A 15,188-nucleotide genomic window follows, 5' to 3' on the forward strand; every position below is an offset into this window, starting at 1 on the left:
TCGCGATGGCGGGCTGACATCCAACATCGATGCTGAATGTCATGGCCTCATCGCGAGCAGGCTCGCTCCCACATTGACCGTGTTCCAGGCCGGTCAGGCCGCGTCGCTGAAGTCGTAGTGCAATTCGTTATCCCGGGCGCTGATCCGCACGCCTGCCAGCGCTTTGCCTTCGAGCATGCGGGTGAGGAACTCGCGGCTCATGTCCGGCAGCAGGCTGTTGGTCAGGATGGTGTCGATCATTCGCCCGCCACTTTCGGTTTCGGTGCAGCGGGAGACGATCAGGTCGATCACCGCGTCGTCGTAATCGAAGGCCACTTTGTGGGTGTTCTCCACACGCTTCTTGATGCGGTTGAGTTGCAGGCGGGTAATGGCCTTGAGCATCTCGTCGCTGAGCGGGTAGTACGGAATGGTCACCAAGCGGCCCAGCAATGCCGGCGGGAAAATCTCCAGCAACGGCTGGCGCAGGGCCTTGGCGATTTCTTCGGGCTCGGGCACGTTTTGCGGGTCTTTGCAGACCTGGGCAATCAGCTCGGTGCCAGCGTTGGTGGTCAGCAGGATCAAGGTGTTCTTGAAGTCGATCACCCGGCCTTCGCCGTCCTCCATCACGCCTTTGTCGAAGACCTGGAAGAAGATTTCATGCACGTCCGGGTGGGCCTTTTCCACCTCGTCCAGCAGCACCACGCTGTAGGGTTTGCGCCGCACGGCTTCGGTCAGCACGCCGCCCTCGCCATAGCCAACGTAGCCCGGTGGCGCGCCCTTGAGGGTGGACACGGTGTGGGCTTCCTGGAATTCGCTCATGTTGATGGTGATGACGTTCTGCTCGCCGCCGTACATGGCTTCGGCCAGCGCCAGTGCAGTTTCAGTCTTGCCCACGCCGGAAGTGCCGGCGAGCATGAACACGCCAATCGGCTTGCTCGGGTTGTCGAGGCCGGCGCGGGAGGTCTGGATGCGTTTGGCGATCATCTGCAGGGCATGGTCCTGGCCGATGATGCGTTTCTTCAGGTGCTGGTCGAGGTTGAGCACGGTTTCCAGTTCGTTACGGGCCATGCGGCCCACCGGAATACCCGTCCAGTCGGCGACCACTGAGGCCACGGCTTGGTAATCGACCGTTGGCAGAATCAGCGGGGTTTCGCCTTGCAGGGCACTGAGGCGCTGTTGCAGGTCCACCAGTTTCTCGCGCAGGACGTGGCTGTCTTCACTGCCAACGTCGCGGTCTACCACGCCGACGCTTTCGCGCAGGGTGGCGCGGGTGGCGAGCAGTTCGTCCACCAGGGTCTTCTCTTCGGCCCAGCGGCTTTCCAGTTCGGCCAGGCGTTCGCGCTCGGCGGCCAGCAGGTTTTCGCTGTTGCTCTGGCGGGCGCCGATGACGATGCCGATGGCGTGCTCGCGGGCGATGATTTGCAGTTCGGTTTCCAGCGCCTCGATGCGGCGACGGCTGTCGTCCACTTCGGCCGGCACGGCGTGCAGGCTGATGGCGACCCGGGCGCAAGCGGTGTCCAGCAGGCTCACGGATTTGTCCGGCAACTGGCGCGCCGGGATGTAGCGATGGGACAGCTTGACCGAGGCTTCCAGGGCTTCGTCAAGGATCTGCACCTGATGGTGTTTTTCCATGGTCGAGGCCACGCCGCGCATCATCAACAGCGCCTTGTCTTCGGACGGCTCGGCGACTTGCACCACCTGGAAGCGGCGCGTCAGGGCCGGGTCTTTCTCGATGTGCTTCTTGTACTCGGCCCAGGTCGTAGCCGCCACGGTGCGCAGGGTGCCTCGGGCCAAGGCTGGTTTGAGCAGGTTGGCCGCGTCCCCGGTGCCGGCGGCGCCACCAGCACCGACCAGCGTGTGGGCTTCGTCGATAAACAGGATGATCGGTTTTGGCGAGGCCTGGACGTCTTCGATGACCTGGCGCAGGCGCTGTTCGAATTCACCTTTCATGCTTGCGCCGGCCTGCAACAGGCCTACGTCGAGGCTGCGCAATTCCACATCCTTGAGCGCCGGCGGCACGTCACCGGCGACGATGCGCAGGGCAAAACCTTCGACCACGGCGGTTTTACCGACGCCGGCTTCACCGGTCAGAATCGGGTTGTTCTGTCGACGGCGCATGAGGATGTCCACCAGTTGGCGGATCTCTTCGTCACGCCCGACAATCGGGTCAAGCTTGCCGCTGCGAGCCTGTTCAGTGAGGTCGACGGTAAAACGCTTGAGCGCTTCCTGCTTGCCCATGGCGCTTGGGGCCATGGCGCCGCTGGCTTCACCAGGCACGCTGCCGGCGTTGAAACCATCGCTGGCGCTGAGCGCATTTTCCGGCGAGTCCCCGACGTATTCGTCAAAACGCTCGCTCAGGGCCTCGGCCTTGATCTTGTCAAACTCTGCCGACAGCCCCAGTAGCCCATGGCGCAGGCTCGGCGTCTTGAGGATACCCAGCACCAGGTAACCGGTACGCACCTGGCTTTCGCCAAACATCAGGCTGCCGTAGACCCAGCCACGTTCCACGGCTTCTTCCACATGGGAGGACAAGTCAGTGATTGAAGTCGAGCCCCGTGGCAAACGGTCCAGGGCGTCGGTCAGGTCCCGGGCCAGGCGCGCCGGCTCGATATTGAACTGGCGGATGAGGCGGTGCAGGTCCGAGTCCTGCAATTGCAGCAACTGATGAAGCCAGTGGGCCAGTTCCACATAAGGGTTACCGCGCAACTTGCAGAACACGGTGGCGGCTTCGATGGCTTTGTAGGCCACGCTGTTGAGTTTACCGAACAACGCGGCGCGACTGATTTCACCCATGCTCTTGGCTCCTTGAGGTTTGTGAGGTGTTGGCCTGCTCGGCGTAATGCCGGGCCAGTATTAAGTCCTTGGCATCTTTTTCGGGCTTGCCCAGCCAGGTATTGAAACCCAGGCGGAAGCGGCGATTGAGTTGCAGCGCCGGTACTTCGGGCTGTTTCAGAACCAGGTTCAGGTCCCAGTCCAGTTCATGGCCCAGGTATTCGGCCACCCAGGCCACCAGCTCATTGAAGGGTTGGCTACCGGGCAGCATGCTCATGTAGTCATCCAGCTTGAGTGGCCCCAGGCGAATGCGGAATTTGTGCTGGCGATCCCAGACGTAACGGCCCAGGCAAAAATCCACGCCCAATTGATGGGCGCTGACGCCCACGCGGCTGCGCTCCGGCAGTTCCAGCCATTGGCCGACGTACTCTTCGATCTCCACCGGTAGGCCGAAGTACTCGCTGAGAATGGCTTTCAAACCATCCGGGTAGCGGGTTTGTGCCGACAGATGACCGCTGTAATGCAACTTCGCCGTGTCGGGGATCAGCCCTTGTTTGAGCAGGCTCGGCATGCCCCGGCCGCTCAGTGCTGCCAGGCGTGCCGACCAGTAATCATCGTCCGGGCGGTCATGGCTGACCGTCGGCCGCGCTTCGGCCCAGGCCCGGTAAAACAGGCTCAGCAGGCGGTGATGGAACACATCCAGGAAGCGTTTACTGGTGCTGTCGGCGTTGTTGCGCTGGCGTTCGCGCACATATTCGGTGATGTGCAGCGGCAATGGGCCGTTGGGGCCGCCGAGGCCGAAAAAGAACTGCTCCAGGCGCGCCGGCGCGCCATCGACGCCCGGCTGTACCGACGCCAGGGTCGCCGGGGCGAAGCTGCAATCGGCCTGTTGCCCAAGGCGCAGCGGATCATCGGCCAGGCGCAACGAATGGCCCAGGCGCGGCAGTTCAGGCGATTCGCACTCGATGCGCCGCAACGCCTGGAAGAAGTCGTATTCCCAGGGCTCCTGGTGCATCGCGTCCAGGGTACTCACAGGGTCGGACGGCGTCCGGGCTTGGCTTTCCATCGCATGATCTCGCCGCGTTCGGTGGTACGGATCACCGTCTCGGTAAAACTGTTGATCGACACGTAGCGTGCCAGGAAGCGCTCGAACACTGCACCGAGCAAGAAGACTCCAGTGCCGCGAAACGCGTTTTCATCGAATTCCAGAGTGATCTCCAGGCCACGACCAAACACGATCGGGCCGGGCATCGGCAGGCGTCGGGTGCAGGCCTTGCTGCTGACTTCGCGCAGGCCTTCAATCTGCAATTGCAACGCCGCGTCGTTGCTGTCGCCATACAGGCGCAGCAGTTCGCGCAGGGCGGCGGCGCCCTGGCCTTGTTCGCTGAGGGACAAGTAATTCAGCGACAGCTGGCTGATCAACCGCCATGCCTTGGCGTCGTGGGCATGGCTGGCGCGTGGGCGGCTCGGGCCTGCCACGCAGCGCACCGCCGCGACAGGTGCGCTGTCGGCCAGGGTGAAGTCGGTCTTGCTATTGCCCACGCTCATGAACAGTGGCAGGTCGCGGTTGGTGCACAACGCTGTTACGCCCAGTTGGCGCAGATCGTGGCGATAGGGCGCCTGCTGGCTGTCCACCAGGCTGACGAAGGTTTCGCTGCCGATGTACGTCGAGCGCGGGCCGTTGCGCCGCTGGCCGCTGGACAGCACGCGAGGTTCGCGTCGCACCGTGTACCAGGCCTGGTCGCGGCCGTAGCGAGACGGATCGCGCACCGCATAGAACGGCAAAAAAGGCTGCTCCGACCCGGTGCCGTGGCCGGTGAGGGTGGTCAGGGAATGAATCTCGAAATCCATCGGCCGGGTACGGTCGGCGATTACATGGTGTTCATTGACCCGTTCCGACAAGTGGATGCGATCCAGGCGCTTGGGAAACAAGTTGATGGCCGGGGTGCAGAACGGCAGGAACTGCGCGGCTCCGACGCTGCCTTCCAGGCTCGGATCGTGACGGTCGAACAGCACGATCAATTCCAGTTCCTGGCCGTCACAGCGTTTGACCGCCCGGCTCAATTGGGTGAAGTCGACAAACAGAAAACGGTGGGGCAGGGCGAAGTATTCCTGCAACAGGCGATAGCCCTGGAAGGCCCGCGAGACCACTGGCAGCGCGGCGTCGGTATCGTCGAAGCCCTGGGAGCGCAGTGCGTCCTGCGGCAGGCGTTCCACCCAATCACCGCCAGGCTGACGGGCGAACACGGCGCAAACGTTGCCCAGCAGCTGTTCGTAGAGGCGGAAGGGCTGCTCGTCTGCTCCGTTGAGGTACAGCGGCAGGTTGTCCAGAGCCAGACTGTTGAACGGTAGTTCGGCGCCGGTGCGCAGGGTCAGGCGCAGGCCGGCCTTGGCCTTGGGTTCACTGGCGGCCAAGCGCCCGAGCATGGCGGACGGGTTGCCGAAGTACTCGGCCTGGCTGACCTGCAACGGCCACAACGTCACCGCGTGGGCGGTGCGGTACTCGCAGCAGGTTTGGGTTTCGCGGCCCAGGGCGGCGCGCAGGACCGTGTCCCGGGGCAGCGGGAAGCCGCTGCTCAGCGAGCCTTCATCGGGGTCGGCCTGCAATTGCACCACGGTCATCGACGGTGTCGGCGCCAGGTAATGGGGGTACGCGATTTCCAGCAGGTTGTGGGTGAAGGTCGGGTATTCGGCATCGAGCTTGAGCTGTACCCGCGCCGTCAGATAAGCAAAACCTTCCAGCAAGCGCTCGACGTACGGGTCGGCGCAGTCCATGCCGGACAACGTCAGCCGACTGGCGATTTTCGGGTATTCCTGAGCGAACTCCGCCGCGCTTTCGCGCACGTGGTGCAATTCCTGGTTGTACAGTTCCAGCAGGCGCGGGTTCATGAGCGTCTCCGCTGATCGGCGTTGATCACTCGCACATGGCCGGATTCCAGGTCCAGGTCGGTCTGCAGCATCAGGCGCAGCGGCACTGGCTGTGCCCAGAGATCGCCTTCGATCTCGAAACTCAGGGCGTTGTGGTTCATCTCGGCGGATGCCCGGGCCCGCACGCGCAAAGTGTTCCGTAGAATCCGCGGTTCGAACGTAGCGATGGCCTGGTGGATCAGCGCTTCAAGCGCCGCGATATCGACGTTCGACGCACTGTTGCCGGCCAGGGCTGGCAGCCCGAAGTTAACCACCGACGTGCCGGCCGGGGTGTGCAACGTCGCATCGGCGCCGAGCAACGAAGTGGTGTTGAGCAGCCACGCCAGGTCACGCAGCACCGAGGCTTTCAGTTGGGTCAGGGAGAGCACGCGCTTGTCGGCGCTTTCCTTGGGGTTGCTCGGGTCGTCATCGGTCAACCGGTCCAGCAGGGACGGTTGCAGACGATCGCGGGTGGCGATTTCGGTTACCACGTAAAAGGCCCCACATACATTTTTTGGTCCCCGCCCGAGCCGCAGGACGCAAATGCGTTAACTGCTCCCGCCTCCAGGCCTTCAGGCATCTGACGAATAGCCTGCATCTTGCTGAGACAGTCGCGGCTGGGCGCGGGCATATGTTCGCTGCGCCAGACGGCAAATATCGGGATGTCGTTGAAAGTCTCAACTCGCAGTTGCTGCTGTTTATCCAGGCTGAAACTGCAAGGCCATTCCATGTCCAGTTTCATGCGACTCTGGTCGGGTTTGACCAGCGTGCATTGGCCCTGGTCGTCAATCAGTCGGAGTTGCTGCCCAACAAAAGTCGCCTGGGTTGTTGGCATCTCGGCATGTTCGGCCCATGCGCTCAGGCTGATCAAATTCATCGCCAGGCACATGGTGAGCAGGTGCTTTTTCATTGATGACCGACGACTTGGCCATGACTCGGACGCCGGGCAGGAAAGGATTGGATTGGAACAAGCACCAACCGTCCTCGGCGCGTTCAACCGGACCAGCAGGGACGGTTGCAGGCGATCGCGGATGACGATTTCGGTTACCACCGGAATAGTGCCGTAAACATTTTCTGGTCTTGCTGGCCGAGCCCGCACATGGCACTGGGGTTGACCGACGAGGCTTCCAGAACGCCGTTGATTTTGCGTACGGCCTGGGATTTTGTATCACAGTCCCGACTAGGCGATGGTTCGGGGACGCTCCGTTCAACCAGGAAAATCGGGACGTCTCTGAACATTTCTACCCGCAATTCACCCTTTGGGTTCAGGTTGAAATAGCACGGCCATTCCATACCCAGTACCAAATGAGTCTGATCCGGTTTGAGGACGGCGCATTGACCGTTCTGGTCGACTAGCTTAAGTAGCTGGCCGGCGAACGTTCCTTGAGTGCGAGCGGGCGCGTCGAGTTGGTCTGGGTCGGTTTCAGCGCAGGCATTCAAGCTGATCAGCAGGCTGCACAGGAGTGTCGCTCGGAGCATTGGCCCTATCATGTCAACTCCCAGAACCAGACCTGTCTGGAAAGGAAATCACCATCAAAGAAGCCTTTGGTTCGGCCACGATTCCATAAATCGATGTGGTCGCCTGAGCGCTCGCTTTCAGGCTCGTTTGCACGGCTAAAGCAATCCTTGAAAAAGATGATTCCGGTCTTCTGGCTGAGTTTCAGACGATCGGCTGCGCTACCACTCAAAATGGTCGGACGCCCCAAATGATGCCGCCACAGCCAGTTCGCCAGAGACTCGGCGCCACGGGCATGGTCATGCTTGCATTTGGGATCGGTATAGGTCGATTTGTTGACCTTGATGGTCAGCTCGCCATTCAACGCGACACTCATACGAATCGCGCACTGGTTGCCCCAGGGCTGGTCGCATGGATCCTTGACGGTGGGATAGCTGCTCCACAAATTAATAAACGAAGGCTTGGCCATGACTCAGACACCGGAGGGAAAAGGATTGGATTCGAGCAAGCACCAAAACACCCCCGGCGCATAACACCGGGGGCATCTTCGATTACACCTTGACGTTCTGGCGGATGTTCCAGCCGAACTTGACCGGCCCGCCTTCCTTGGTGCCGTCGGCTTTTTGCGGCTGGTAGTCCACAAGCACCTTGGCGAAGTTCAGGGTGAGGTTTTCGGTCAGGCGATCATCGCTACCCGAGCCGCCGGTGCTCAGGGACGTGACCAGCACTTCTTCCAGGTTGATGATCATGTACTCGACCTGGCTTTCGCCGCCGGCCTTGCGCACGGTCAGCTTGACCTTGTCGATGTGCTTGCCGCTGGCGCAGTGCATCATCAGGTTCGGTGAGGCTTTGTCGACGTACTTGGTCAGCGACAGGTCCTGGATGTTCACCTTGCCGGCACCACCACCGCTGCCCACGTGCATATTGCCGGACTGAGACATGCCCCAGCTCCAGTTCAAGACGTCGATCTCGTCCTTGTGGGCCTTGTCCATGGACTCGCCCTTGATGTCGCCGATCTTGATGAAAATATCAACAGCCATGTTTTCTCCCTGTGTGGTCTCTACCACATTGTGTTTTGCTGATCGTTCCCACGCTCTGCGTGGTAACGCATCTGGTGACGCTCTGCGTCACTGGGACGCGGAGCGTCCCGGGCGGCATCCCCACGCAGAGCGTGGGAACGATCACATCAAGGCGGTGTTACGCGCCTTTGGCCGAAGGCAGCTTGGATACCAGGCGCAGCGACACGGTCAGACCTTCGAGCTGATAGTGCGGGCGCAGGTAGAACCTGGAGTTGTAGTACCCCGGGTTGCCTTCCACGTCCTCGACGATCACTTCGGCCGCAGCCAATGGGTGCTGGGCCTTGGTGGTTTCGGTGGAGTGCGCCGGGTCACCGTCGACGTAGTTGAGGATCCAGTCCTGCAACCAGCGCTGCATTTCGTCCTTCTCTTTGAAGGAGCCGATCTTGTCGCGCACGATGCACTTCAAGTAATGAGCGAAACGGCAGGTGGCGAACAGGTACGGCAGGCGCGCGGCCAGGTTGGCGTTGGCGGTGGCATCCGGGTCGTCGTACTCGGCCGGTTTCTGCAACGACTGTGCGCCGATGAACGCGGCGAAGTCGGTGTTCTTTTTGTGCAGCAGCGGCATGAAACCGTTCTTCGCCAGTTCCGCTTCGCGGCGGTCCGAAATGGCGATTTCGGTCGGGCATTTCATGTCCACGCCACCATCGTCAGTCGGGAAGGTGTGCGCCGGCAGGTTTTCCACTTCACCGCCAGACTCCACGCCACGGATGCGCGAGCACCAGCCGAAGTGTTTGAACGAACGGTTGATGTTCACCGCCATTGCGTAAGCGGCGTTGGCCCAGGTGTACTTGGAGCTGTCGGCACCGTCGGTGTTTTCTTCGAAGGCGAAGGCCTCCACCGGATCGGTCTTGGCGCCATACGGCAGACGCGCGAGGAAGCGCGGCATGGTCAGGCCGATATAGCGCGAGTCTTCCGATTCGCGCAGCGAGCGCCAGCCGGCGTATTCCGGGGTGGTGAAGATTTTGGTCAGATCGCGCGGGTTCGACAGTTCCTGCCACGAGCCCATGCCCATCACGGTCGGCGATGCGGCTGCGATGAACGGCGAGTGCATGGCGGCGCAGACTTTCGACAGTTCGCCCAGCAGTTCCACGTCCGGAGGCGACTGGTCGAAGTAGTAATCGCCCACCAGGCAACCGTAAGGTTCGCCGCCGAACTGGCCGTATTCTTCTTCGTACATCTTCTTGAAGATCGGGCTCTGGTCCCACGCGGTGCCCTTGAATTTCTTCAGGGTCTTGTGCAGGTCGGTCTTGGAGATGTTGAGCACGCGAATCTTCAGTTGCTCATCGCTCTCGGTGTTATTCACCAAGTAATGCAGGCCACGCCAGGCGCTTTCCAGTTGCTGGAAATCGGGGTGGTGGATGACCTGGTTGACCTGGGCGGTGAGCTTGGCGTCGATGGCGGCGATGATTGATTCGATCGACTTGATGGCGTCGTTGGACACCAGGTCGGTCTGCGCCAGGGCCTGTTCGGCCAAGGTGCGCACGGCGGTCTCGACGGCTTCGCGAGCGCGTTCGGTCTTGGGTTTGAATTCTTGCAGCAGCAGGGAGGCGAACTCGCTGGCTTCTTCGGTGGTGCTCAGTGTCTGAGCGTCTGCACGTACTGAATCGGTCATGATCATTCGTCCTGATTAAGCCTGAGGCTCGGCTGGCTTCGGCGCACTGGCAAGCGCCTGGAGCAGCGCCGGATCCTTGATGGCCTTCATGATGATTTCTTCGGCACCGGTCTTGCCGTCCATGTAGGTCAGCAGGTTGGCCAGTTGGGTGCGCGCTTCGAGCAACTTGTTCAGCGAGTCGACCTTGCGCGCCACGGCGGCCGGGCTGAAGTCGTCCATGCTTTCAAAGGTGATGTCCAGGCTCAGGTTGCCTTCGCCGGTCAGCTCGTTGGGCACGTGGAACGCGACGCGTGGCTGCATGGCCTTGAGGCGTGAGTCGAAGTTGTCGACATCCACCTCCAGGAACTTGCGATCGGCCACAGGTGCCAGAGGCTCGGCGGGCTTGCCGGCGAGGTCCGCCATGACGCCCATGACGAAGGGCAACTGGACCTTTTTCTCGGCGCCGTAGAGCTCGACGTCGTACTCGATCTGCACTCGAGGCGCACGGTTGCGCGCGATGAATTTCTGAGAACTTTGCTTCGCCACGTTGCTGCTCCTGGTCGCTCAAGCGACGGTGTTGGCGTCATCGGTGGTACCGGTGACGTGACTGCGTGATCCGTTCGCTTTTATTCGCTGTCTGGTCCGCGCAGGTTTTCAAATTGGCTCATGCCATCGGGAATCAGGTTGCGCACGATGGCCGCAAAGTCGGCGTGCACCAGATTCTTCGCCCGGTTCAACAGCACCGGCAGCGGGCTGGAGGGCTCATGACGGGTGTAGTACGCAAGAATCCGGTCCAGGCTGCGCAGCACGTCGTCGCGGTTGTTGATTTCGCCAGTACCGGTACTGCGCGGTGCGCTCGGTGCGGTGGCGTATTCAACCGGCGCGGTGCTGTCTTCGCTGAGGGTGTCGGGCAGGGGGCTGTCGCCGCTCTGGGGGGCGAACTGGCCGAGAATCTGCAAGGCCATTTTGAGCGGTTGCTTCAATGGGCCAAGGTCAACGCCTTGGGCGGAACCGATTTGTTCGCTGACCTGTTGCTCGATGGCCTCGGCGACGCTGCGGGCCTCCTGCAGAGCGGCGCGGGTGATTTCCAACTGTTCGGGATCGCTGTCCAGGAACGCCCCGGCGAGCTGCTCGGCGCCGAGGTTTTCGTCAGGGAAGCTTTGCAGGCCGCTGGCATTGGCGGCGGCGCGCAGGCTGACAGCACCAAAGGTTCGCGAACGGGCCAGGATGCTTTCGCGCAGCAGGCGAATGGTGGCATCGGACGTCAGGCCGGCGAGGGCATTGATGCGCACGGTGGGGTCGTTGTCGTCTTCGGCATCCAGGCGCGGATGCAGGTCGGCCCAGTATTGCTTGAGCAATTCGCTGATCAGTGTCAGGACGCGGGCCAGGCCGGTGACGCCTTCGAGGGCAAGGGAGCTTTGCAAAAGGAAATGGGTGATACGCAGGTCTTTGCTGCGTTGCAACAAAACCAGACTTTGCTGCTGGATGCTGCGCCATTCAGGGGGGGCGGCAGGCAATATCGAATCGCCCATGCTGCGCTCGGGCTGGCCTTGGGAATCGCGTTCCAGGCGCAAAAAATCCGCGTCATATTCCAAATCTTCGCCGCAAGGCGAAGTCGCGGAAACGGCGGCGAGCAGCAAAGGCACTTCCACTGAATTTGATCTCCATATCGCCCGACTGGCAGTCGGGCTGTTCACACGTTAGTTCCAAGTGGAACTTCACATGTTTCCTTGAGTGTAATGGCCCTTTGGATACGCAGTGATCTTAAAGTGCCATCATTGATATTCAAGAAGTTGTGCATTTTTGGTGTAGTACTTATGGCTTGTCAAGGTAAGCTATTTCCTCTGTGTGACAGATGTGAAGTGCTTAACAACCCGCGCGACCGATAGGTCGAAGCAGGCATTGATGCAGGTTTTTTGTCACGCAAGCCGGTTAAGATCAGCAATCATGCTGGTAAAAAGCCGTTTCAAGGTTGTTTTTGCAAGGTTGTCGGAGCGAGTCTGGCGGGAGTTAATCCCGATTCGCCCGCGCGCAAAGTGTTCAGCAAGGAGGCAAGATGTCGCTGTGTTTGACTATCACTAGTTATCACAAAATTACCCCTGGCCAGTGCCCTGAGAAATCCATGGATCAGGGCGCGATGGCAATCGGCCGTAATTCTGATAATGACTGGGTATTACCCGATCCAGAGCGTTTGGTGTCTGGCAAACATTGCGTTGTTCAATATAAAGATGGCCGGTATTACTTAACTGATAACAGCACTAATGGTGTGGAATTGGTCAAGGCCGGTATTCGTCTGCGCAAGGGCAACAGCGAGCCGTTGCAAGATGGCGAAGTTATCCGCATCGGTGATTATGAAATCCAGGCGCGTATCGATTTCAGTCTGCCGGTGACCGACGGCAACCCTTTCGCCGATTCGTCCAGCAGCTTCGAGGCCCTGATGGGGCGTCAGGGCGCCGTCGTGAATACGCCGACGTCGTTGCCCGTGACACCACCTGCACATTTTCAGGGCGTATCGGCCATGGACACGATGCCGGACCTGTTCGACTTTCTGACGCCGACCAGCGTCCCGCCGGCCACTCAGCCCGACCATGTCCCGGCCGAGCAGCATGACTTCCGCCCACCGACCCCGATCCCCACCCCAACGCCCGTGGCCGGGCCTGCGCCGCTGGTGTCGGCCCCGGTGATTCCGGAAGATTGGGACCTGTTCAGCGACAAGCCTGCACCGGTGGCGATCGCCCCTCTGCCTGTTGCAGAGGTTGCACCGCCACCCGTACCTCACATCAGCGTACCGATCGAACCAGCACCCCTTTGCGAACCGCCTGTGGCCGTCGCCGAACGCCTGGTCGATCCGGTCAGCCCGGCCGACAATTCTCAACCCGACCTGTTGCAAGCCTTTCTGCGCGGTGCCGGGCTGGATCAAGTGCGCCTGGACAAGGCCCAGGCCGAGGCACAAATGGAAAGTATCGGGCGCAGTTATCGGCTGATGGTCGAAGGCCTGATCGATGTCTTGCGCGCCCGTAGCAGCCTCAAGGGCGAGTTCCGCATTCAGCAGACGATGATTCAACCGGTGGAAAACAACCCGCTGAAATTCGCTCCCAACGTCGATGAAGCATTGCTGTTGCTGTTGCGCCACAGCAATCAGGCGTTCATGGCGCCGGACCTGGCCGTGCGCGACAGCTTTGATGACTTGCGTGCCCACCAATTGGCGGTGATGGCCGGCGTGGAAGCTGCGATCAAACACCTGCTGACGCGCTTCGAGCCGGCGCAGCTGGAAGAGCGCATGGGCAAGCCCGGTGGCCTGTCGAGCATTTTCAGTGGTTCGCGACAGGCCCAGTACTGGCAGCAGTTCACCGAGCTCTACAGCAATATTTCCCGCGAGGCCCAAGAGGATTTCCAGGACCTGTTTGGTCGGGAATTCAGTCGCGCCTACGAAGAACACAGTACAAGGCAGCGCCGCGGCTGAGCGTCGCCATCGCATAGCGCCATTCATAGCAAAGAACGGAACAACGGATAGCTGAAACGTCATTGAGGACGCAGGATGATTCCCAGGTTTTTACTCGCAGTTGCCACCGCGCTTCTGCTGACCGCATGTGCCAAGGATGCGGCCAAACCCCAGCCCGAAGAGGCTGAGGCCGAGGCCGATACGGCCGCCGTCGAGTTGCACTTTCACGCCATTGCCGGGCTCAACCCCGGCGCCACTGGCCAGCCAGCCCCGGTCCGGGTGCGTATTTTCGAATTGAAAAATGCCGCCACCTTCGGCCGTTCCGATTATTTCGCACTGGCCGAACGGGCCCAGGCGACGCTCGGCGCCGATCTGATCGATCAGGACGAAGTGCTGATCCAGCCCGGCCAGCAGTTGAGCCTGCAGCGCGACCTCGACCCGGCCACCCGCCATATCGGCGTGCTGGTGGGGTATCGCGAGCTGGATCAGTCGTTGTGGCGCGCGGTGATGAATGTCCCGCCGCGCCAATACACCGAATACCAGATCAGCCTCGACGTGCGAGCCGTGCGCAGCGCCGTCGTGGTTCCCCCATCCAGCCCTGCCCAATAAACAATCGGAGCCCCCCATGTCCTGGAACAATCGTGTGGTCTGGTCGGAAGGCATGTTCATTGGAACGCAGCACTTTCAGCAGCATGACCGTTACCTGGAGAACCTCATCGACGCCCGGAGCCGCCCGTTGTCGGCCGGCGCCTGGGGTTTCTCCGAATTGCTGATCGACCAGGGCCTGCTGGCCCAGGGCAAACTGGCGATTATCTCGGCGCGGGGTCTGCTGCCGGACGGCACGCCATTCAACATTCCCCAGGATGACCTGGCGCCGAGCCCGCTGAATGTCGATGACAACCTGCGCGATGGCTTGGTGTACCTGGCCTTGCCACTCAAGCGCGCCGGTGCGCGAGATACCGTTGACGAAGGCGAAGCCCTGGGCGCTGCGCGCTACGTGAGCCAGGTTCGCGAAGTACGGGACGACAACGCGCCGTTCGAAAACCAGGCCCCCGTGGCCGTGGGGTCGAGGGCGCTGCGATTGTTGGTAGCCCAGGATGGCATCAGCGACTACGCCGCCATCGGCCTGGTACGAATCAAGGAAAAACGCGCCGACCGAGCCTTGGTGCTCGACGACACTTACATCCCGCCGCTGCTGGATGTGGTCGCCTCCAATCCCCTGGCCGCGTTTCGCAGCGAACTGCTGGGCCTGCTTCATCAGCGCGGCGAAGCCCTCGCCGGACGGGTGGTGGCGTCCGGTGCTGGTGGTGCCTCGGAGATTGCCGATTTCATGCTGCTGCAACTGGTCAACCGTGCCCAGCCGTTGATCCAGCACTTGAGCCAGTTGAGCCCGTTGCACCCCGAGCGGTTCTACAGCGAGCTGGTGAGTCTGGCCGGCGAGTTCTCGACCTTTACCGCTTCCGGGCGGCGGCCCCAGGAATACCCGCAGTACCAGCACGATGACTTGGCGCTGAGTTTCGCGCCGGTGATGCAAGCCCTGCGTGAGGCGCTGTCGATGCTGATCGACAGCAAGGCCACGCCGATTCCGATCGTCGAAAAAGCCTACGGCGTCCACGTCGCGATGCTGGCCGACAAGTCCCTGCTCGACAGCGCCAGCTTCATCCTGGTGGTGCGCGCCGACGTGCCCGCCGAAACCCTGCGCAGCCACTTCGGCCAACAGAGCAAGGTCGGCTCGGTGGAGCACATCCGCAACCTGGTCAACCTGCAATTACCGGGCATTGGCCTGCTGCCACTGCCGGTGGCGCCACGGCAAATTCCGTATCACGCCGGCTCCACTTATTACGAACTGGACCGGGGCAGCGAGCATTGGCAGCAACTGGCCAACTCCGGCGGTTTTGCGTTCTACATCGCGGGGCAATTCCCGGGGCTGAACCTGGCTTTCTGGGCGATCCGAGGATAAAC

The 15,188-nt window shown here is 61.3% G+C and carries 13 protein-coding genes; 3 read left to right on the forward strand and 10 right to left on the reverse strand.

All coding sequences use genetic code 11. The annotated features are described in order from the left end of the window. Positions 1–93 precede the first annotated feature (93 nt). From tssH to tssA, 10 genes are all read right to left on the reverse strand, one after another. Entirely contained in the window at positions 94–2,772 is a 2,679-nt protein-coding gene (gene tssH, locus ACZ9IM_RS23325; RefSeq protein ID WP_476225052.1) for a type VI secretion system ATPase TssH, read from the reverse strand. Continuing rightward, positions 2,765–3,817, reverse strand: a complete 1,053-nt coding sequence (gene tssG, locus ACZ9IM_RS23330; RefSeq protein WP_476225053.1) for a type VI secretion system baseplate subunit TssG — start codon at positions 3,815–3,817, stop codon at positions 2,765–2,767. Before tssG ends, tssH begins: the two co-directional genes overlap by 8 nt. Beyond that, positions 3,781–5,640 carry a type VI secretion system baseplate subunit TssF gene (tssF, locus tag ACZ9IM_RS23335; protein WP_008007711.1) on the reverse strand — a complete coding sequence of 620 codons (1,860 nt, stop codon included), beginning with the start codon at positions 5,638–5,640 and terminating at the stop codon, positions 3,781–3,783. The genes tssG and tssF overlap by 37 nt, the downstream gene beginning before the upstream one ends. After that, positions 5,637–6,149, reverse strand: coding sequence for a type VI secretion system baseplate subunit TssE (gene tssE, locus ACZ9IM_RS23340; protein WP_008007710.1), 513 nt, complete (start codon positions 6,147–6,149; stop codon positions 5,637–5,639). The genes tssF and tssE overlap by 4 nt, the downstream gene beginning before the upstream one ends. Then, complete coding sequence (locus tag ACZ9IM_RS23345; RefSeq protein ID WP_476225054.1) at positions 6,143–6,568, reverse strand: hypothetical protein; 426 nt, start codon at positions 6,566–6,568, stop codon at positions 6,143–6,145. The genes tssE and ACZ9IM_RS23345 overlap by 7 nt, the downstream gene beginning before the upstream one ends. Before the next feature lie 577 nt (positions 6,569–7,145). Next, positions 7,146–7,583, reverse strand: coding sequence for a type VI secretion system amidase effector protein Tae4 (locus ACZ9IM_RS23350; protein ID WP_123500799.1), 438 nt, complete (start codon positions 7,581–7,583; stop codon positions 7,146–7,148). A gap of 82 nt (positions 7,584–7,665) precedes the next feature. After that, positions 7,666–8,154 (reverse strand): Hcp family type VI secretion system effector, encoded by a 489-nt coding sequence (locus tag ACZ9IM_RS23355; protein ID WP_007894494.1) that lies wholly within the window; start codon positions 8,152–8,154, stop codon positions 7,666–7,668. A 157-nt stretch (positions 8,155–8,311) separates the two neighbouring features. Beyond that, the gene (gene tssC / locus ACZ9IM_RS23360) at positions 8,312–9,805 is read right to left on the reverse strand and encodes a type VI secretion system contractile sheath large subunit (RefSeq protein ID WP_218395547.1); all 1,494 of its coding nucleotides are present in this window, start codon (positions 9,803–9,805) and stop codon (positions 8,312–8,314) included. 15 nt (positions 9,806–9,820) lie between these two features. Then, positions 9,821–10,330: a type VI secretion system contractile sheath small subunit gene (gene tssB, locus ACZ9IM_RS23365; RefSeq protein WP_007894500.1), complete on the reverse strand. Its 510-nt coding sequence runs from the start codon at positions 10,328–10,330 to the stop codon at positions 9,821–9,823. A gap of 80 nt (positions 10,331–10,410) precedes the next feature. Then, positions 10,411–11,436 (reverse strand): type VI secretion system protein TssA, encoded by a 1,026-nt coding sequence (gene tssA, locus ACZ9IM_RS23370; RefSeq protein ID WP_476225055.1) that lies wholly within the window; start codon positions 11,434–11,436, stop codon positions 10,411–10,413. 404 nt (positions 11,437–11,840) lie between these two features. Here tssA and tagH point away from each other — a divergent pair, with 404 nt between their 5' ends. The 3 genes from tagH to tssK all read left to right on the forward strand — a co-directional run bounded on the left by tagH (position 11,841) and on the right by tssK (position 15,186). Then, positions 11,841–13,247, forward strand: a complete 1,407-nt coding sequence (tagH, locus tag ACZ9IM_RS23375; RefSeq protein ID WP_427624032.1) for a type VI secretion system-associated FHA domain protein TagH — start codon at positions 11,841–11,843, stop codon at positions 13,245–13,247. Positions 13,248–13,322: 75 nt separating this feature from the next. Then, on the forward strand, positions 13,323–13,835 hold the full coding sequence (gene tssJ, locus ACZ9IM_RS23380; RefSeq protein WP_427624034.1) for a type VI secretion system lipoprotein TssJ: 513 nt from the start codon (positions 13,323–13,325) through the stop codon (positions 13,833–13,835). Between the two features lie 16 nt (positions 13,836–13,851). Beyond that, positions 13,852–15,186 carry a type VI secretion system baseplate subunit TssK gene (tssK, locus tag ACZ9IM_RS23385; RefSeq protein WP_427624036.1) on the forward strand — a complete coding sequence of 445 codons (1,335 nt, stop codon included), beginning with the start codon at positions 13,852–13,854 and terminating at the stop codon, positions 15,184–15,186. Positions 15,187–15,188: the final 2 nt, after the last annotated feature.

Source organism: Pseudomonas sp. TE12508 (assembly GCF_056279485.1).